The 20,122-nt window shown below is 56.0% G+C and carries 15 protein-coding genes and 1 pseudogene; 12 read left to right on the top strand and 4 right to left on the bottom strand.

The genetic code is table 11. From position 1 onward, the window contains the following. Nucleotides 1–11: 11 nt before the first annotated feature. Nucleotides 12–1,337, bottom strand: coding sequence for a sugar transferase (locus AC5RT4_RS06715; protein ID WP_494105250.1), 1,326 nt, complete (start codon nt 1,335–1,337; stop codon nt 12–14). A 383-nt stretch (nt 1,338–1,720) separates the two neighbouring features. Here AC5RT4_RS06715 and AC5RT4_RS06710 point away from each other — a divergent pair, with 383 nt between their 5' ends. Next, nucleotides 1,721–2,857, top strand: a complete 1,137-nt coding sequence (locus tag AC5RT4_RS06710) for a glycosyltransferase (RefSeq protein WP_494105249.1) — start codon at nt 1,721–1,723, stop codon at nt 2,855–2,857. 299 nt (nt 2,858–3,156) lie between these two features. Here the strand turns inward: AC5RT4_RS06710 and AC5RT4_RS06705 are convergent, their stop codons facing one another. Next, nucleotides 3,157–4,626, bottom strand: a complete 1,470-nt coding sequence (locus tag AC5RT4_RS06705; protein ID WP_494105248.1) for a tyrosine-protein kinase domain-containing protein — start codon at nt 4,624–4,626, stop codon at nt 3,157–3,159. A gap of 903 nt (nt 4,627–5,529) precedes the next feature. On the opposite strand from AC5RT4_RS06705, the gene AC5RT4_RS06700 reads away from it, so the two are divergent. The 9 genes and pseudogenes from AC5RT4_RS06700 to AC5RT4_RS06660 all read left to right on the top strand — a co-directional run bounded on the left by AC5RT4_RS06700 (nt 5,530) and on the right by AC5RT4_RS06660 (nt 16,731). Then, entirely contained in the window at nt 5,530–6,564 is a 1,035-nt protein-coding gene (locus AC5RT4_RS06700) for a glycosyltransferase family 4 protein (protein ID WP_494105247.1), read from the top strand. Then, the gene (locus tag AC5RT4_RS06695) at nt 6,561–7,688 is read left to right on the top strand and encodes a polysaccharide pyruvyl transferase family protein (RefSeq protein WP_494105246.1); all 1,128 of its coding nucleotides are present in this window, start codon (nt 6,561–6,563) and stop codon (nt 7,686–7,688) included. The genes AC5RT4_RS06700 and AC5RT4_RS06695 overlap by 4 nt, the downstream gene beginning before the upstream one ends. 197 nt (nt 7,689–7,885) lie before the next feature. Then, nucleotides 7,886–8,800: a glycosyltransferase gene (locus AC5RT4_RS06690; protein WP_494105245.1), complete on the top strand. Its 915-nt coding sequence runs from the start codon at nt 7,886–7,888 to the stop codon at nt 8,798–8,800. Next, on the top strand, nt 8,793–10,181 hold the full coding sequence (locus tag AC5RT4_RS06685; RefSeq protein WP_494105244.1) for an O-antigen polymerase: 1,389 nt from the start codon (nt 8,793–8,795) through the stop codon (nt 10,179–10,181). Before AC5RT4_RS06690 ends, AC5RT4_RS06685 begins: the two co-directional genes overlap by 8 nt. Continuing rightward, nucleotides 10,178–12,562 carry a nitroreductase family protein gene (locus AC5RT4_RS06680; protein WP_494105243.1) on the top strand — a complete coding sequence of 795 codons (2,385 nt, stop codon included), beginning with the start codon at nt 10,178–10,180 and terminating at the stop codon, nt 12,560–12,562. The genes AC5RT4_RS06685 and AC5RT4_RS06680 overlap by 4 nt, the downstream gene beginning before the upstream one ends. Continuing rightward, nucleotides 12,559–13,656: a polysaccharide pyruvyl transferase family protein gene (locus tag AC5RT4_RS06675; protein ID WP_494105242.1), complete on the top strand. Its 1,098-nt coding sequence runs from the start codon at nt 12,559–12,561 to the stop codon at nt 13,654–13,656. Before AC5RT4_RS06680 ends, AC5RT4_RS06675 begins: the two co-directional genes overlap by 4 nt. Nucleotides 13,657–13,824: 168 nt before the next feature. Further along, nucleotides 13,825–14,141: pseudogene (locus AC5RT4_RS06670) on the top strand (thiamine pyrophosphate-dependent enzyme); the annotation flags it as partial. Between the two features lie 874 nt (nt 14,142–15,015). Next, the gene (locus tag AC5RT4_RS06665) at nt 15,016–16,245 is read left to right on the top strand and encodes a MinD/ParA family ATP-binding protein (RefSeq protein WP_494105241.1); all 1,230 of its coding nucleotides are present in this window, start codon (nt 15,016–15,018) and stop codon (nt 16,243–16,245) included. A 342-nt stretch (nt 16,246–16,587) separates the two neighbouring features. After that, on the top strand, nt 16,588–16,731 hold the full coding sequence (locus AC5RT4_RS06660) for a hypothetical protein (RefSeq protein ID WP_494105240.1): 144 nt from the start codon (nt 16,588–16,590) through the stop codon (nt 16,729–16,731). 37 nt (nt 16,732–16,768) lie between these two features. Here the strand turns inward: AC5RT4_RS06660 and AC5RT4_RS06655 are convergent, their stop codons facing one another. Next, nucleotides 16,769–17,122: an Hpt domain-containing protein gene (locus tag AC5RT4_RS06655; protein WP_494105379.1), complete on the bottom strand. Its 354-nt coding sequence runs from the start codon at nt 17,120–17,122 to the stop codon at nt 16,769–16,771. A gap of 575 nt (nt 17,123–17,697) precedes the next feature. On the opposite strand from AC5RT4_RS06655, the gene AC5RT4_RS06650 reads away from it, so the two are divergent. Both AC5RT4_RS06650 and AC5RT4_RS06645 read left to right on the top strand, forming a co-directional pair. Next, the gene (locus tag AC5RT4_RS06650; RefSeq protein WP_494105239.1) at nt 17,698–18,747 is read left to right on the top strand and encodes a glycosyltransferase family 2 protein; all 1,050 of its coding nucleotides are present in this window, start codon (nt 17,698–17,700) and stop codon (nt 18,745–18,747) included. A gap of 3 nt (nt 18,748–18,750) precedes the next feature. Beyond that, nucleotides 18,751–18,909: a hypothetical protein gene (locus AC5RT4_RS06645; RefSeq protein WP_494041627.1), complete on the top strand. Its 159-nt coding sequence runs from the start codon at nt 18,751–18,753 to the stop codon at nt 18,907–18,909. Nucleotides 18,910–19,004: 95 nt separating this feature from the next. On the opposite strand, the gene AC5RT4_RS06640 is transcribed toward AC5RT4_RS06645, so the two are convergent. Continuing rightward, nucleotides 19,005–20,096, bottom strand: a complete 1,092-nt coding sequence (locus AC5RT4_RS06640) for a LamG domain-containing protein (protein ID WP_494105238.1) — start codon at nt 20,094–20,096, stop codon at nt 19,005–19,007. Between the last annotated feature and the right edge of the window lie 26 nt (nt 20,097–20,122).

Raw genomic sequence — 20,122 nt, 5'->3', positions numbered from 1 at the left:
AGTACTGAAATTCAGTAGGCGCCTGTACTGCGGAAGACAGCCCTAACAGTCCGAAGCAGAATGACGAGGTCACCCGTAAGCGACCAGTTTTCTACGTAGTACAGGTCAAGCCGCACAGAATCTTGCCACGAGAGGTTAGATCGGCCGCTAACCTGCCAGAGGCCAGTTAGACCGGGCCTAACCAATAACCGGCGCCGTACGTCGTGCTCATATGCGGCCACCTCTGTTGGAAGGGGTGGCCTCGGCCCAACGAGGCTCATCGAGCCTTCAAAAATATTGAAAAGCTGCGGAAGCTCGTCAATACTGTACTTTCGTAAGACGCGACCGATCCGAGTTACACGTGGATCGTCCTTCATCTTGAAGAGAACGCCACTGCCCTCATTGCTGGCCGCGAGCTCGTGAAGTTGGTGCTCGGCGTCGACGACCATCGACCTGAACTTCAGCATGCGAAAAGTCGTCCCTTCTATGCCTACTCGTTCTTGACGAAAAAGAATTGGTCCTTTGCTGTCCAGTCGAACTGATAGAGCAACGAACAGCAGGATGGGGGCGACGAATACGATGAGTAGGCCGGAAATGACAACGTCGAAAAGACGCTTTGCTACGCGCTGTCCTCCCTCCAGCGTGGGAGTCGTGACGTGAATCAAAGGGAGCCCGGCCACTTGTTGCGTATGAATTCTGGGCCCTGCAACATCTGTTAGTGCCGGAGCCATGATGAGGCCAATATTTCTCGACGCAAGCTCCCAGCCTAGGTGTCTGAGCGACTGAGGGTGCAACTGCACGCCTGCGGAAACAGCAACGGCGTCAGCATCACATTCCTCTATTGCCTGAAGTATGTGCTTTGGATCGGCGCTGTGTCCTAGCACGGGAAGCCCCGACAGAGGTTCTACAGGGGGGTGCTCCTGAGATCCCGGGGAATAGGCAGCCACGGGCATGTAGCCCGCTTGTTTTGAGCGGGACAGCGACTCTGCCAAGTGTGCTACAGCACCAGGCCCGCCAAGAATTAGTAGTTTGTGCATACTGCGGCCTCGTTGACGGTCGACACTGAGGTGTTGCCGCACTAGCCAGCGGGCAAGCAGGAGCCCCCCGAGACCGACGGGGAGAGCTACGCCAACGTATCCTCGTGCGGTATCTATCCGGAATACGTACGAAAAGATGGCGATTGCACCAAATAGCCAGAGTGAAGCAGCCGCGACCCTCTTGTATTCGTCGGCGCCACTTCCGAGTATCCGATACTGTCTGCTGGACCACGCACCAAGCATTAGCCACCATACGACCACCAAACCAGCGGAAATCCAGCCATACGCCGCGTCTTGTCCGGCATCGACGCTTGGATCCATACCGAAACGGAACACAAATGCCCCGACGACTGCCCAAACAACAACAACGGCATCTATAACGCCCAGCAAACGGGATGTGCGTATCCGCCAATCCGCCTCATGACCCAAGGTGGTCCCCCATTTTTAGTTCTGGCTGAGGCAAGTTTTACGGGTACGGCATCCCCAAGTTGAGCGCCCTCGCCGCATGGATAAGTCACATAAACTAGGCTCGAGCGCCCGACCGTCCGACGACAGATACTGTCTCGCTCCGCCTATCGTCGCCGATATGACCTTCGAGCGCAAATGTGTCCACTGCCCCCACTACTAACACAACTTTCTGTGAGAATAGAAACTTCGTCTGGTCACGTAGGCAGAGTGCGACTCATGCTTAGCCTGCAGTTAGCATGTTGTTTCATGACTGGATAATATTGGTCCTATGTGCCTGCGAGCCGAAATTGACTAGTCCTATCCCTTCCGTGATCCATGTCACTGAGAGTTTTGGTGGTGGTGTTGCCGCTGCGATCCGCGATTACTGCCGTAATTCTCCGGACGCTGAGCATCATCTAGTCTTTGCACCGCGAGATGATGCTCCTGTTGATCCCAGCGATATGGGAAGGCTTGCATCCGTTACTGAACTGCGGGCAGGGCATTTTCGCCGCATGCGTGACCTTCGACGATATGTGCGGAAGCACCCCAACGCCGTGATTCATGCCCACTCGAGCTTCGCTGGTGCGTACGTTCGCGCAGCCATCATGAAGAGCGAAAGTCGACCAATAATCTACACTCCACACTGCTACGGATTTGAGCGAAGAGACGTTGGCGCGTCGAAGCGTGCGTTGTTTTGGCTCCTCGAATGGATCTTTTCGTTCAATACCTCAGCATTCGCAGCCTGTTCAAAGCGTGAGCAGAAAATTTCAAACTGGCCTCTGGCGCCCGCTCGCAGTGTTCATGTGCCAAATGTTGTGTCTGGTGATGTTGTAAGCACAAGCAGGCTGATTGAAATAGGTCGTGTACGAAACGTAGTAGGTGCTGGTCGTTTGGGGCCGCAAAAGGACCCCCTGTTCTTTCGCGACTGCATTCTTGCACTACGCGATGCTGGATATGAGGTCGAGGCCACGTGGATTGGCGGAGGCGACCCCGATACCGAGCTCATGCTCGCTAAAGCCGGTATTAATATTACTGGCTGGCTATCGAGACGGGAAGTGCTGAAAAGGCTTAAGGCTGCCGATGTCTACATCCACTCCGCCAAATGGGAGGGATTTCCGATCGCAGTCCTTGAGGCCTCACTGATGGGAATTCCCATCGTTGCTCGTGATATTGCGGCGTTCACTGGGATCCAGATGCCTCTCCTAATTGATACCCCCGAGGAGCTTGCGGAATCTTGGCCAGCCCTGGAATCGGCAGAAGTAAGGCGCCATATGGTTAACTCCGCATCGAAAGCTTTGGCAGATTGCAATGACGCCGCCCAAGCGGAAGCACTACGGAACATATATCAGCTTGATGTAAACCGAGCTAAGCAGAAAGCCATATACGAGCGGTAGATGCTGGCCGGGTATGCTCCTGTTGACGCAGCTCGCTTCGTCTAGCAACCCAGGCGCAGGTCCTAGCAAGCAGGCTAATGGATTACCGGTCCGATTTGTGCTGGCATTTCAACAAGCACCGGCGAGTTACAGCAGAAGCTATGACGACGCCGGGAAAGAAAACGGCTTTATGGTGAGAAGGCCTCACATCGCGCACAAGCCAGAGCGGTCCCGGGCAGTGGCACCCAGGACCGCTCCAAAACTCTAGCTAAAATGTGCAGATTGCACGGTCAAAGTCGTCGCGACGTTCGTAATGAGGTCTACTTACGCTCAAACTGGTTGTCCGAGCTGCCAAAGACGAGCTCATCGAATTCGCCAGACGATGAGGATTCCCTTGCAGGCTGGCCCCCCCGAAGGCCTTTCTTTGGGTTGGGCTGGGCGCTCTCGTAGGAGGTATATGTGTAGGTGTAGGCATCCTGGCCTTTGGAAGGCAATTTGTTGAGTACCACGCCAAGTAAAGCAGCATCGACCATCTCAAGTGCAGACAGCGATTTTTCCACGTCGGCTGTTTTAACTGCTTGGCTGCCGACGACCAATACAACTCCGGATACTCGCTGTGCTAGAACAGCAGCGTCAGTAACAGGAAGAAGTGGGGGCGCGTCGATGACCACGGCGTCAAATTGCCGTTCAAGTTCCTCGATAAGCTCCGCCATGGTCTGGGAGCCCAACAGTTCGCTTGGATTGGGAGGAACCTGCCCGGATGTAAGCACGTATAGCTGATCCTTGCCCCAGGGGTGAAGCAGTTCTTCAGCGGAAGAACTGCCGATAAGCACAGTGGTCAAACCGGCATTACGATCCAGGCCAAGGTACTCGCCTACCATTGGCCGGCGAAGATCGGCATCGACTAGTGCAACAGATTTACCTGCTTGAGCCAGTGCGAGCGCCATGTTGACCGCAGTTGTGGTTTTGCCCTCGCCGGGGAGGGATGAAGTGATGAGAACGGTCTTGGATTTGTGTGCCACTTGCGCAAACTGAAGGTTAGTACGAATCTGCCGGAAGGCCTCGGCTCTGGCGCTTTGCGGGGCAAACTGCGTGAGTAGGGGCTTTTTAGCGGCATCGGAGTCGTAGGCGATTCCACCCAAGATAGGGGCATCTGTAATTCTGCGGAGATCAACCTCGCCCTTAACCTTCGTATTCAAAACATTCCTAAGCACGACTGCTCCCAAGCCAACGACGAACCCGAGGAGCGCCCCAATGACGAGATTAAGTCGTGTATTGGGAGCCGAAGGAGTACTTGGAGCCGTTGCAGGAGTAACGACGGAAAGCCGCACTGGAGGAGTTCCACCGGCCGAGGGACTTTCAAGCTGATCGATCACCTTTATGAGACTTTCACTCACAGCTTGTGCTATGGCAGCCGCCTGAACCGGAGAAGGATTGGTTGCCCGGATCGTCAATAGGACAGTGTTCACCCCAGCGTTGGCCGTTATTCTGCCGGCCAACTGGCCAGGAGATGTCTCCAAGCCGAGACTCTCGATCGCTGGCTGAAGTACTGCCGGCGTGGTGACGATCTGTGCATATGACTGAACCCGGTCCTGGCCAAAGTTGTTGACTTGTTGTAGTTCCTGCACGGACCCAGAGTTCTGTGTCGCCAAAAACAGTTTCGTTTCAGCGGTATAAGTAGGTTGTATGGCAAGGGAAATAGCTCCCCCAGTAAGCAGTCCGGCCAAGGTTATCGAAACCAGCAGTATCCAACCGCGCCGAAGAATTCTTAGGTAGTCAGTCAGCTCCAAGTGATTATCTCTCCGGTGTTAATTAGGGTTGATGTGTAACAGTCAGTAAGCCGACAGTGTCCGTCGAGCAGAGTCCATCTGACGGTAGCCCTAAGCATAACTGGTCCGTTGACACATCGATCTGCGCCTGTTTCGACATATACGTCATGACTAGGCGCCTTGCAGACAATGTGTACGCCTCATCAGGAACCGGCTATGGCTGTGGCCGTGCGTCGCTGGCTTTTCAGTACTGGTAGGGTAACCGTCACATTTCGACTCGCAAGATGTCACACAGTCCGTCTGTGACCCGCCCAAATTGGGCCACCTTCAGTGTGGCGGCGGGGTGCTGCCGCATCTACTGGATTGGAACAGCGTCAAAAACATCTGTACTCTAAGCCTCAGTAAGGCGCAGTTGGCGCCGGCCCAATGGTGTGGCAAGCAAAATCGCACTGCTGTTGTCGCGCACTGAATTGGAGCGCATATTCGAACTGTGGCATCAAAGGAACCGGTCGACTGGGGGACGCGTAGCCTCCAAGAGCCGTCCTTATTCGGGCGACAGCTCCTTGTCAACCCGAATAGTTAGGATCGGTCCATGCGCCAGGTTTCAAGGCTGAGGCTGGGAGGACTTCCGGGGCAAGTCCATCGCTCACTTTTTTGCAGTGCAAAAGCGATCACGGCATCACACGGTCAGGTGCGCGGTGGAATATGTCCGACGTCATCGTTGATAGTCGGCTCGGGGGAACGGCAGATGTCGAAAGCTGTCTTTACCCTGACTAGGTTGTTCGCAGTGCTAGATGCGAATGGGGATATCCCGGTCGAATCGATAAGTCGGGTAATGCAAATAAGAGCTGTAAATTTCCCATGCAGTTCTCAACTGCTAGAAAGTGGCGTCTAACGATGACGAGAGTCTTAGTTTCAGGGCGAGTGATCGACAAACAGGTTGGTGGTAACACACGCTATGCAAGAAAGATCTATGAAGATATTTCGACATACGGCATCACTCATCAGATTGCACGCCCTGCTAGCCAAAGCCCTCGCTACCGGTCAGCGAAGTATGCCGTAACGGAAAGTGTCACTATGCCGCTTTTCGGTTGCCGGGACTTCGATGTCCTCCACTTCCCTGCTGACACGGGAGCGGTATCGACAGGGCGCCGTCCGATTGTAGGCACAATTCACGGTCTCGCTACTCTTCATGTACCTAACGTTCGAAAGGGACTTCAGGATAAATTGTGGAGGACCCGTGTCGGGCGTCTGGCGGACGTCAGCTCACGGATCATTACGGTGTCAGAGTCATCAGCACGGGACATAGCTACACTTTTCCCTGGCACTTCCTCGAAGATCGTCCCGATCCTGCATGGAATAGATCACGCAAAATTCAATGTCCACGCTGGCCGCGATCAGGACGCCGAAGCGCTCGCGGAACTTGGAGTCGTCGGTCCCTACTTTCTTTACTTGGGAAACTTGGACCCGCGAAAGAACATCATCGAACTCGTTCGCGCAGCGGCCAAGGTCTTCGAACAGACGGGCATTCCTCTTCTCATTGCCGGCGGTCGTGCCTGGGACAGCGATCCTATCCTTAGCTGCATCGAGGAATCGCCTGGCGTCATCTACGTCGGTCGAGTTGAGGAGCGGTTCCTTGTGCCTCTCATGCGTCAGGCCATGGCATTTTGCTTCCCTTCCAAGTATGAAGGCTTCGGTTTTCCAGTTTTAGAAGCCATGGCCTGCGGGACGCCGGTCATTTGTAGCAATCGCGGTTCGTTGGCAGAGGTCGCGGGTGATGCTGCTGTGATCCTAAAAAACATTGACCATCAGTCCATCAAGGGCGCGATGCTGGAGATGGCGACTAATTCTAGTCTTAGGGATGACCTACGTACTCGCGGGCTAACTAACTGTCTACGATTCAACTGGACTAATTCTGTCGAACAGCATGCTCAAGTCTTTCACGAGGTGGCAAATTGAAAGCATTAATCATTCACGCCTATAGTTCGACGAACTCAGGTGATGGATTGTTGGTGGATGAGGCTCTGAACATCCTTGAGGCATCATTCCCAAACGTGTCGGTGTCGCTAGTTGCGCTCGATCCGGAGAGTTTTCACTCTCGTGAATTCGAGTCAATTCTGCATCCGCTGTCGGGTGGCTTCCACAGCATCAGCAAAATCGAGACCGTCAAGTTGGGGCTAATCAGACTCATCCGTCGCGACCGACCTGACGCCATCGAGCGGCTCGTAACCGAAGCCGATCTGGTCGTTGGAGTGGGCGGCGGCTATCTTCGGGCAAAGGGCTCGATTGAGGCCCTCAAGATGGCCCTAACAAATTTCGTACAGCTTCCCTATTCAGGTGAAGCCACGCCCTTCGTGTACTTGCCTCAGAGTATCGGTCCTTTCTCGTTTGGGGTCGGAGGTTTGACATCTCGTCGCTTGGCCCACGCTACCGCTGTAATGGGCCGCGATGACCGCACAATCGCTCAACTAGGTAGCCCTGTTGACGCCATTCGGCTTCCGGACATGGCCATTCTTGGCCTTCCGGAGGTTTGGCAGGGGGCGGTCTCTGTTGCCCCTGAGAATCGGGGGAGGGTCGGGCTGGTTGCGCGTGAACTGGGAAGAGGACGCAGAGCAGCAGCCTATAGGAGGAATCTCCTGGACCTTCAGGAACGGACTGATGGCGAGTGGCTAACTCAGGCCAGCGCGAGGGGCAACAACGATCCTGACTTTTACCGTGCGCTGGGCCACTCGGGCGCACTTCGCACCCTCAAGGACGTAGTAGAAGGTGAACAGGCCGTTCCACCTGTTATCGTCTCGGTACGGCTCCACGGAGCCATTCAAGCCATTCGGGCCGGTGTTCCTAGCGTCCATCTAAGCTATGAACGTAAGGGCTGGGGGGCGTACGAAGACCTGGGCTTGAGTGCCTATGTGCACAATGCTTTTGATTTCGATGTGGACCTAGTCGTGCGCCAAGCTCGGGACTTGGCGAATGACGCAGGCGATTATTGGTTGGCGGTGGAGAACGCAATGCCTGATATCAAAGCAAAGCGGCAGCGTCTGGTGGATTATCTTCGGTCTGCCGTAGCGGTAAGTCGAGTATGACCATGTGGGACGTTGTATTCGCTAGCCACACTGCTCAGACTGGTGTCTTTCGGGTCGGAAGCCACCACTATGCTCGAGAACTCGCTGAAGCCGGGTGCGACGTGACCCATGTCTCGACAGGGCTCACACCTCTTCATCTTTCGAAGATTCGCGGTACAGATGTACGAAGTCGGCTGCAGATGGCGCTAAATTCCCCGGTGACAGACGCCCAAGGCGTAAAGCACGTTGTTCCGCTTCTCGGTTTCCCGACAGGTCGCTTACCAGAGTCGGCGGCGCATGCCGTGATGCGCCTTCCTATGCGGTCTTGGTCCGCAGCGTTGGGAAGAGATCGCAACAAATCTCCAGATTTTCTGATCGTCGATCAACCACTTCTCGGAGGGCTGATAGAAATATTGAAGCCAAAGCGGATCATTTATCGACCGACAGATGCTCATTTTGATACCCGCACACGCCAAGCGGAAATGCGCGTGGTAGCCATGGCGAATGGCGTCGTGGCGACGTCTAAGAGCGTCTTGGATGAGGTGCTTGCAGGGGCACCACGGGCCATACCAACGGAAGTCCTTGAGAATGGCGTCGAGTTTGAACGCTTCAGCGAAGCGCCGAAATCTGGACCACGAGCAGGAGCCGTCTATGTCGGTGCATTGGACAAGCGTTTTGACTGGCGGGCTCTACAGATACTCGCGCAGGCCTTCCCAATGGAGCCATTTAGCGTCGCCGGCCCTGTACCCTCTTCGAAGCCGCTTGAGCTTCCCTCAAACGTGCGCTTTCTCGGGCCGGTGCCCTACGCGGAGATACCGCAGCTATTGAAAGCAGCCAAAGTCGGCCTGTTGCCGATGAGCAATGATCCGTCTAATAATGGGCGAAGCCCCATGAAGTACTACGAGTATCTCGCGGCGGGGCTGAACATTGTTGCTACGCGAACGGAGACATTGGCCGAGCGTTCAGGGCCCGGCGTCTACCTGTACGAGCGCTACAGCGATCCAGTGCCTGCCATGCTTTCTGCTTTGTCAAGTTACAACGGCAACAACTCTGGGATAGCTTACGCAAGTGAATATTCATGGAGAAAAAGAAGTCAGCGCCTTATGAAGTTCATGCAGGAGACCGGTGACTAAGGGAACAGCAGCTCCGACCGCTAACTTCGAGATTGACAAGGAACCAGGCCCGCGAGGGATTACTTTTGCATGGCCTTGGTGGATGCATCCGGGCTCGGCCCTGCTCATTCTCGCTGGCACAACTGCTACATTCTCCGTCCTGCTTCCGGCAGAGGCTTATGCCACATGGAGGGTGCTGAAGTACCTCGATCTTGAACAGTCGTCACTTCTTGTTATCGGGATGGTCGCCATGCTTGCCGGCATAGCCGCCTCTTCACTGCGGGCCTGGCAGAGTGGCCCCGTCGAAATTCATTTTGACGATGACCAACTGCATTTTCTACGTCGATCCTACAAGGTCTTGTTGACGCTAACTCTACTGGGATACGCATTTTGGATGATCAGCGCCGCGCAGCAAGGGGTTGGCCTAACAGATTTGGCGAGAGTATTGCAGCGCGAAACAAGCGCGATTGGTGAGCTAAAGAGCAATAGCCGCCCGGTGGCCGGGCTTACAACGCTCACGCAATTTGGTCCGGTTGCCGTTACCGTCGCCGTTTTACTCAAGCGGATGGGCGATCGCAATGTCAGCTTTTTAGTTGTCATTGCCTTAGCAGCATTTAGGGCGTATTTTTACGCGGAGCGACTAGCAATTATCGAAGTTCTTATACCTACGCTGGTAATTTACGCCGTGACGGTAACTCCTCGGTCACCCCTTAAGTGGGTTGTCCGATGGGGTCCGCTCTTAGGAGCGCCAGCCGTGTGGGCAATTTTTGCAGTATCGGAATATTCACGAAGTTGGGTCTACTATCAGCAAGTCGTGCAGGTGTCCTTCCCAGAGTGGGTTACTACACGGCTTCTCGGTTATTATGTAACGTCTTACAATAACAGCGCGCTATTCAATCTAGCGTGGCCTGATAGTGGGGCGGTGCCGTACTATTCGGTTGTTGGATTCTGGAGTGCTCCAATTGTGGAAAACATTCTCAAGCATCCAGGTGTAGATGGTGTCCCAATTACTACTTGGTGGTCATCCGTACTCATCCGCCAAGCTAACTATGATTTCACAAACAGCGGCTCCTTTCTGCTCACTAACGCCGAATTTGGAACTACGGGGATGATCCTTGTCTGGATTGCGTTTGGAGTTATCTTGGGGTCGATTTATTCCTCCTTGCGTAGAGGACACCTTCCTGCATTAATAGCGTATTCATCCGTTTTTGTAGGAATTTTGGAGATACCTCGTTTTATCTATTGGACGAACGGACGCTCATTTCCTATCCTAGTAGCAGTTATTGCTATCGCCATGCTCTACCCAAAGAAGGAAGTTGTAAGAGAATTTTCTTCCGCAGCAGTAGCGAGTTCGTCGCGGCGACTTAGTGGCCATTCGCACGCGAGAAAGCCGAGCCGGTGAAGTTATCGACTGGTGTAGGAAGTGCGGCTTCACGTAAGCGCATCGTAGGAAGTGCTACTTGGGCCACTTTGCAGCAGATTGTTAGCATGGCTGCGACAGCGGCTAGTGGCGTCATTCTGGCGCGAGTTCTGGGTGTGGTTGAATTTGGCGTATTTAGTTACGCGACAAATTTGGCTAACATTGGCATGTCGATTGTGACCGCTGGCTTGGCGGGTTTGGCTATCAAGTCTTTGGTCGAGCGTCCAGAACATCAGCGGATGACAATGACATCCCTCATCGTCATCAGGGAGTTCTTTGCCCTGCTCGCGTATGCACTGTTGTTGTCTGTGTCTTTGAGCGCCGGGCAATCCGCCGTCTTTGAGGCGACGATGATTTCACTCTTGGTCTTGGTATCTCGGGGCTTTGATGCAACCGAGTACTGGTTTCAGGCTCGGGTCGAAAGTCGCAAGAGCGCTTTAGTACGAATTTCCATAGTCCTAGTTTTCCTTGCCGCACGCGTAGGAGCTGGGTTCATCGGGGTGGATTTATGGTTCTTCCTATGGATGTACGTTGCGGAGTCGGTGTTGATTTCCGGTGGGTTGCTCCTGCGCTTCTATATGGACAAGCAGGCTGTTGGTTTAGGGCGGATAAGATTTTCTAGCATACGTCAGCTCTTAGGCAAGTCTTGGGTCCTCCTACTGTCCGGGATCGCTCAGCAGATCAACAGCCGCGGGGACATCCTTATCATCCAAGCCTTGGTTGGAAGTGCTGGTGTTGGCATCTATGCCGCAGCGGCAAGATTCTCGGAAATGTTCTACTTCTTGCCGGTTGTGTTCATGACTGCTACGTTCCCAGGTCTGATTCGCATACGAAAAAAGTACGGGGGCACAAGCCACGAGTACCGAAGATCTCTCCAGCGTTCTTATGATCTGGCCTGCTGGACCGGAGTTGCCATCGCCACGGCTGCATACTTGCTTGGGCCCACTCTCCTCACGCTGTTGTATGGGGAGGAATATGCCGTATCGGGACAGGTTCTGCAGATTCATGTCTTGGCGCTACCTTTCGTATTCATGGGTGCTGTCTTCAGCAAGTGGATCATCGTCGAAGACCTGCTGTTCGCCTCGCTGATCCGCCACTTCCTTGGAGCTGCCCTCAACATCGGTCTCAATTTTCTACTGATCCCAAATATGGGTTTGGCGGGAGCAGCCCTGTCGACCTTAATCTCTTATGTCGTTGCATCCTTTTTGTCGTGCTTCATCGGAGCTTCAACCAGGCCCGCAGGCCTCCAGATGGCGCTTGCCTTAGTGGCGCCAGTAAGATATCTCATTGCTTTTATGGGCGGAAAAGGAGTGAAAATGAAACTTTCACCAGACGTAAGGAAGTCGTTAGGCCGTCGCCGGCAAAAACTTATTCAGAGCTTGCGTAGCGGAAGCAGGATCCATCGGCTGGTTTATTATTCCTTAATTAGCGATGCATTCAAGCGCGAAGAGTTTGTTGTATCGAAGGGCCATCAGGCATTTTCGAAAAAATATGCAGACGGGAAACAGGAATTCCTGCTGCGGCGCAATATTCACATGTTGGAGAAGGGGCTAACAATGGTCCCACGTCGAGAGACATTTGGGGTCGACTACATAGCTGAGACCATCACCCTGTTGCGGTCGGCCGCTGAACACCATCCCGGGTTCATCAGCGACGAGGTACTCGACTGGGCGCGTGAAGTTTTGCGCCGGTACTTTGACGCTACGAAATCAAGCCACAGCCCCGTCATCCGTCGGGCGCAGTCAGCCTTCGAGTCTCTAGAATGGGAATCCGATGGCAGTCCTGAAACCGGGCCGCATGCTCCGTACACTGATGAGCCTCCTGTTGACATCGAAACGCTGACGCAGTTGGCAGTACGCCGGAAGTCTGTGCGATGGTTCGAAGCTCGACCAGTTCCCCGTGAAGTCGTTGATCGCGCCATGAATGTCGCACGCGAGGCTCCTTCTGCTTGCAATCGCCAGCCCTTTAGCTTCCGAATTTTCGATGATCCGGAAATGATCCGTCAGGTTGCCGCTGTGCCTATGGGTACTGCTGGATATGGGCATGCGTTGCCAGGGTTGGCAGTTATTGTTGGAGATCTATCGGCCTTTTCCGATGAGCGCGACCGGCATCTTATTTACACCGACGGTTGCTTGGCAGCTATGTCCTTTATTCTTGGCTTAGAGGCGCAAAACGTTGCCTCTGTGTGCATAAACTGGCCGGACATTTTAGAACGGGACAAACGAATGAGCAAGCTCTTGGGACTCAACAGTCACGAACGGGTGGTAATGCTCATCGGCTTTGGCTTTGCGGACTCATCTAGCCTGACTCCATATTCTGCCAAGCGAGACCTTGATTCCCTTAGGAGCTACAACTCATTATGACAATTGATTTGCGGGGAGTGAATACCCACAATAAGGGTGCGGAGTTAATGATGTATGCCGTCGCTGACCGCCTGGAAGGAAAGTTTCCTGTCGCCGTTTCACCAAACGGGGCTGCATATGATGTTCGTGCGCGCTTAGGGATGCGTCAGACGCTGCTGATGAACCAGGCACCGTTCGTGACCGGTTTGGTCGGTTCCGTGGTGCCACCGAAACTCAGGGATGCCTTCGGGCTCACGAGTGAAGGTGACGTTAGAGGCGTGCTGGATGCCGCAGGTTTTGCCTACAGTGATAGCTTTTCCGCCGTGCGGAGCAAGCGAGAAGCGCTAGTGGCAAACCGTAGAAAGAAGCGGGGTATTCCCACCATCTTTCTTCCTCAGGCTTTTGGTCCCTTCAAGAATGAAGAGCAGCGAAGATGGTCGAAGCAGCTTTTGATTGATGCAGAACTCGTTTTTGCTCGGGATGCAGTAAGTTTGGCACACGTTCGAGAGTTGGACTCTTCAATCAATGTCAAACTGTCGCCCGACTTTACTATCGGGCTGAAAGCGCCGCGCGATTTACAGTTCAGTGGCGACTATGCCGCCTTAGTTCCTAACGTCAAAATGATCACACACGCCCGTCTGGGTGTGGAGACATATGCCGCTTCTTTTGTAACAGCGGGTCAGGTGCTTCGTGCAGCGGGAATTGAGCCAGTGTTGGTTGTGCACGAATTCAACGATGACGACCTCGCCCGTCGTATTGCAGCGCAGCTTGATTGCCAGGTGTTCCGGGATGAAAACCCTTTAGTGCTGAAGGGGGTGATTGGAAACGCTCGCGTCGCCATCGCAAGTCGTTTTCACGCTATAGTGGGCGCCCTATCGCAAAACACGCCCGTACTTGCTTTTGGGTGGTCACATAAATACGAGCAGTTGTTGAGGGACTACGGCGTTGAGCACTGGCTGTTTTCGCCTGATGAAGACATAAAGTCGTCCGTTGAGAAATTGATCATGGACGAGGAAGGTTTAGCCAGCATTAAGGAAATGCAGCCGGAACTACTTGCTGAGAATGACCGGATGTGGGCCGAAGTAATCGGACTTTTGAAGACCGCTTCCGTGTAGCAGAAAAGAGGTAACGGAACCCTCGCTTGGAGACTGGAGCACATCCAAGCGAGGGTTTAGCGGTGACAATGCCATGCGTTCTAAATTCTTTTGACGCGCCTCCGGGAGCGGCTAAGCGAATGCATGACCCTAACGGTGGCTACCTACCGGGTTACATAAGGGCGGCACCGCGGAGACTGGCACGGCGAATTCGATCCCCTCAAGCACAAGGGGGGTCTAGTGTACGCCGCTGACCGCGCAGCTGCTGCACGCCGTCGGCGTAGCCGCTGCGCGGCGAGGACACCGTGGCGCTGGCCGTGTGCGGTGACGGCTGCACCAGCGAAGGCGCCTTGCATGCGGCCCTGAACCTCGACGCCGTCTTCCACCTGCCCGTCATCTTCTTCGTCCAGAACAACGGCTACGCCATCTCGGTGCCGCTGGCACACCAGTCCGTGGCCCCGTCGCTCGGGCACAATCCTGTGGGCTACGGCATGGTGAGCTTCCGCAGGTGTTCCCCTTCACCTTCAATGAGTTACCTCCTGCCTGGGAATTTGCTCTTGAAAGGAAAGGTTACTCCGCTGACCAGCCCCTGGGGACGTCCGTAACAATCAGCATGACTTGATCGAACCTTGAGGGTGTGTGTTGGAGAATCTCGGTAAGGGTAGATACTGAGGCACTCGAGCCTTTCCGATCCTCGCGGCGGGAGCTGAGGCACCGGAAATAAGGGTACTTTCCTATCTCTGCTGACTGCCTTGGCCGGTGTGACGGTGGCCGTCGTACTGTTGGCTCTGGGTAGGTAGCTTCGGCAGGCGGTGGGCCCACTGGTGACGCGACTTGTCATTGCACCTGTCACGTGGTTAGGTCGGGGGTGATTGGGGGATCACTGTGACCGATGGAGGCTGTTATGGCTATATCCGAGTATGCCTTTGCGCTGAGCGCTCTGCTGGGCACCCTGCTGGTTCCTTTCTGTGTTTTGTACCAGATGCTCCGGCACAAGCGCCGAGCCATCCGCGTGATCGCTCCCACGCAACCACGAGGTAACCGCCGCTAGCGATGCCATACGTCGACATAAATCCTCACAAAACCCGCCCCAAATGGCAGGCCTACGCCGTCCTGGTAGTCCTCCTGGTCCTCACTGCAGGCGTGGTAGGCGCAGCTCTAGTACGCATTTGACCCGGGCGATCTTCTAAACCTCCTAGACTTACTGTTTGAACGAGTGCAGCAAGACAGTTAGCCGAACGTCCTGGGGGGACATAAATGCCCGATCCCGCGGATCAGAACGCACGCGCCAATGCAGACAATGCAGGGCAGCCGCAGCTACGCCGTCGCCGTGATAATCGTCGCGACGATGGTGACCTCACGAATGCCCGGACAGGAACCATGCCAGCCGTAACGCCCAACCCTTCCAGCCAGCCCGACGCCGGCAAGCCGCTCACTCGTCGAACCTCCTGGGCGGAGGCTGCTGCCGCAGCTGACGCGGTAAAGCCTGCCGAGCGCGTCCCGGCGCTCACCAGGGCGGCAACTTCAGGGCCTCTGCAGCCTTCTGCATCGAACTCCAGCAATTCCATCCCTGGTTACGCTAGCACCGGGGCCGAGCCTGCACCGTCGGACGCTCCTTCCGTGACAGCCGCTTTCCGGCGGACCCGGCCCACTGTGGCTGACACCATCGCTGAAAAACCCATGCCCGATTTCACCAGCTCGCCCGGCCAGTTTGTGAAGGAACAAAAGCCCCGTCCGGTGGGCGGTGTCCGCGGTGCCATCTTCAAGATGACCGGCGGGGCCTGGAACATGGGCCCCGGAGAAAAGCAGCGCCAGGAAGAAGAACTGGGCCGGCGCATCTCCCGGCAGTTGCAGGGCAGCTACAACACCGCCGTACTGAGCCTCAAGGGCGGCATCGGCAAGACCTCCACCACAGTGGGTGTAGGCCTGACCCTGGCCGAGTACCGCGGCGATGCCCCCTGTGCCATCGACGCGAATCCCGACTCCGGCGACCTCGTGGAGCGCGCCCTGGGAGAGGGCATCTACCAGCAGTCCAGCCCCCGCACCATCACGGACCTGCTCCGGAACATCGACACCGTCGATTCACTCACCGCACTGGCCCGATACATGCACCACGCCGGCCGGCTGCACCTCATCGCGGGGGAGCAGGACCCCGAGGTCTCCGATTCACTGACTGCGGAGGAGTACCTGCGCATCCGCAAGCTCATCGCCGCCTACTACTCCGTGGCCTTGACGGACTGCGGTACCGGCGTCACCCACAATGCCATGAGCGGGATCCTGCAGTCCGCGGACAATTTGGTGATCGCCGCCGGCTATGCGGTGAGCGGCGCCAAGCGCGCCCGGAGCACCCTGCAGTGGCTGGCCAGCCATGGGTACGAGGACCTGGCCCGCAACGCGGTCGTGGTGATTACGGACAAGGACGAGGTGTCCTCCCGGGTGGACAAGGACGCCATTGAGGAACACCTCGCCGGCATCTGCCGCCAGCTGATCGCCGTACCGCATGACCGCGGCGTGGCCGACGGTGACCTTGTAACCTTGGACGTTCTCAAGCCTGAAACCCGGCGCGCGTACAAGGAAATTGCCGCTGCCATCGTGGACGGGTACCGGTAGGCAGGCAGATCCGTTCCTTCCTACGTACATTTCGGTCATGATGCCGTAGCCGAATCTTGACCTGATCTGGCGGGCGATTTCTCGCCAAGTCCTCAACCTCTCGAATAGTTTGGGCCCAAGAGGCAGGACCAGGGGATACGGAGGGATCGGAACATGACAATCACCGACTACGTTGCGGCTCTTAGCGGGATGCTGGCTTCCCTGGGAGCGGCCGGCCTTCTTGCCGCTGGTCTGATTAGAGCGAAGAGCCGCCACTAGGTGCCGCAGCCTCTTCAGTCCTAGGCGCGTAACAGTTCCGTTAGCTTGATCGTTTCTTGAGGGTCACTTTTATAACCTCGCGGCATGGGAAAACATGGTGCTGGCTATTACCGGAAGTACTCCCGCCGAGAGCGGCGGCAGGCCCGCATGCGGCTGTTGTCCTACCTGGTGCTAGCTGCTCTGGCCTTGGCGACCATACCGGTGGTGCTGATGGCTCTCAACAAGTGAGGCAATAACGCTGCGGAGTACCAGGGTTACCGCAAGCTCAAACCGCGGGTTTGACTTGTTGTAGTTCAGCCCGGGCTTTGCCAAGAAGGTCTTGGCTACGGGCAACCAGCGCAGTAACCGATCGGTCAAGGGAATGCGCAGCAGCACGCGTGTCCTGTGGCGGGTTGGAGCGAATAAGGGCCTCAAGGGCGCGGCACTCGCGCTCCGTTTCCTCTGCCCCTGCCATGGCGGATGTGACTCTCAGGCTCAAAAGCGCGTCTATGGTTGCTTCGCGGTCCTTCTCATTGAGATGTGTGTTGATCCTCGCCATCCTTCCCGGGAGCATGCGGAGATAGTCGCGCAAGAAGTTCAAAGCACAGGTGGGGTCTCCTATATCCTTCGCCAAGGTCATGAGCGGTGCCGGTTCCAGCAGCGTCAGGCCGCGCTCAGCCAAGGTCTCCCAGTATCTTCGCAACGGGCTCTTGCCAGCGTGTGTGGCCCCGTTTCCGCCGGAAGTCTGCAGGTTCGAGCGCGCAGGCAGGTTCAGCAACGTCGTTAGCTTGGGCTGCGGGCAGCGCGTGTTGAAGTACGAGAATCATGGATCAGGTCCTTGGGGGGGTGAAACGAACACCTGGGAAGCGTTCGGTAGAAAGCTCGCCAACAATCGGTGGTCCATCTACGCAGCTGGCTGAAGCGACTTTGCCGGGTAAGAATCAAGAATTCCTGCAGATGGCAGTCAAGAAAGACTCAAGAACTTTCTACGGGCTCTGCAAAAATGTGCCACAAGCCACATTGCAATTCGCTTGAGCTGTTCTTGATAAAGGTTTGCACGTTCCTTGACAGGTTACATGCAGTTCTTTTGCGTTTTCGTTGGAAGGCTCGGTTTCAATAAGCCGCTGACGAAAAGGGACTCATGAAAGAGCTATGCGCATTGCTGGTGCCTTGCTGGGCGCTTGTTAAGGCTAATAAATCGCTAGCGGTGAGTCCGTGATTACCGTCCTAATTCCGGCACATAATGAAGAAGCCGAAATAGCAGGAACGCTGGGCTCACTGTATGACCAGACCCTTGTCCCGGACAGGGTGATCGTGGTGGCTGACAACTGCACCGATGCCACGGAGCAAATCGCCGCGCGTTCCGGAGCAGAGGTGATCCGGACGGTTGGCAACACTGACAAGAAGGCCGGCGCGCTGAACTTCGTCCTCGCCGACTTGCTGCCAACATCGGCACCGGAAGATCTGATACTCGTGCAGGACGCTGATTCCCAGTTGTCCAGGGACTTCATTGAGCGGTCAGCCGCCCACCTGCGAAAAGACCCGAGGCTTGGTGCTGTAGGAGGAGTGTTCCAGGGCGGCCCCGGTGGTGGCTTCGTTGGCCACCTTCAGCGAAACGAATATGCCCGTTATGTCCGGGACGTGCAGCGCCTCCACGGAAAATGCCTGGTGGTAACCGGTACGGCGGCGCTCTTCCGGGCCCGAACTCTACGGGACATCGTGGCCGCCCGGCTCGACGGCACCCTGCCTGCCGGCGACGGGCGCGGGGGCGTTTACGACACATCCGTCCTGACGGAGGACAACGAACTGTCGTTCGCCCTGCTGACTCTTAAGTACCGCATCCGCTCTCCTACAGATTGCACCCTCGTCACCGAAGTAATGCCCACCTGGCGGCAATTGTGGGCGCAGCGGCTGAGGTGGAAGCGAGGCGCACTGGAAAACTGTATGCAGTACGGCTGGACGGCAGTGACGCGTCCGTACTGGGGCAGGCAGCTGCTTTCCGCCATAGGCGTGATGGTGACGTTTGCCTATGTGGGCACGGTGGCGTTTGCACTGGTCACGGGGGCAGCAATGCATATCCAGCCATTCTGGCTTGCCGTGACCGGTGTCTTCGTGATCGAGCGGGTAGTGACGGTGAGACTGCGGGGATGGAGGTACATGCTCGCCGCCGCCACTATGTACGAAATAATGATTGACCTGTTTCTGCAGGCGGTCCACGCGAAGGCGTATACAGATGCAATTCTCAAAAGGAAGAAAGTGTGGTAACCCATGTATAATAATGCAGCTATTCCCGCCGCCGCCGGCGCGGGCTCAGGAACTCTCGCCATGACCGGAGCAGGCGATATTTTCTGGTTCGCTCTCGCCGCCTTTGCGCTCCTCGCCCTTGGCCTGGCCATCAAGCGGATAGTTCCGGTCCGCGGCCAGTAGGTCCATCAACATTGGCTAATAAGCAAATGTGATGCAAAAGCAAACACAGGCGCGAGGTGAGCACCGGATGCGCACCTCGCGCCTGTGGCCATTCTTTACGATGTAATGCTGATGGTATTTGAGCACCTTGCGGTATCGCAGAGTTTATAAGTCGTGGTACTTCCCAGCCTCACGGAACTTGTAAAGCTCCCGGTATTAGCAATGGTTTTTTTCACGCCGTTCGTCCACAGCGTTACGCTGGCTCCAGTGGCGCCGGACCATTTCAAGGTTGTGGTGGCGCCTTTTTTCGTAGCGGTGCTGGTTGCGCTTAGTTTGATTTCCGGGGCGGGTAGCGGGGGAGTGCTGATCGCCGATGCCACGAAGGAAAAATCCCGAACAACTACTTGTTCGGGCTTGACGTGCGCCGGATCGCCCCCGCCCCCGCCGGTGACCCACAGGTTGAAGTGGACTCGTTCCTTCGCCGGTACCGGCACTGTTGCACCTTCCAGTACCGTGCGCTTGAGCAGAGGCCCGGTGTAGCCTTCGCCGGCGAAGGTCTCATAGGTGACCCGGCCCGGCTCCCAGACCATCCGATGGGTAGTAATGGGGCTGTTCGTGACGTTAAACGTGACGGTGTTGTTGCCCGTTCCCGGCGGCTTGGTGGCATCAAACCAGTAGCCGTGGCCCTGGCTCACCGGCCAGGACTCCCCATAGGCAGCCCCGCCTCCCCAGGCTGACGCCTCACAGAGGTCGATCTCGTTGTACCCCGGGGCAGCCGCGGGATCATAGGTGAACAAGCATCCCCACACCACTTCCTTTTGCAGTGCGCTGAGATCCTTTTCCACGACAGTGCTGTATGTTCCGTACCCGAACCCCTCCCGGGTGGACTGGAATTCAGCTCCGACGGGTGCTTCCCCGGTAGGGTTTGTGATCTTCAGGGAGACGTACCCGTTGGCGTCGGGACCGCTCACGTTGGCGGGGTCGTATGCCTGGTTGTACTGGGGTGCGCCACCCCAAAAGCGCTTTTCCCAGTTGAAACCCTTCCAGCTGAAGCTGCCCGATGGGCCGGGATTTGGATCCAGCGGGGTTGTATCAGCAGCATTTGCGCCAGGCAGTCCCGCCAATGCTGTCACCCCCGCGACCACCAAGATAGCGAGCGGTTTCCCGCGGCGCGCGAAAGGTGAGGCAAAACAGTTTCCAGCGGTCATGCAAAGTCCCCTCCATCATTGCTCCC

This window comes from Arthrobacter sp. sptzw42, from assembly GCF_059089685.1.
Note: the sequence above shows the minus strand (reverse complement) of the source record. Positions and strands in the feature narration are given on the sequence as shown.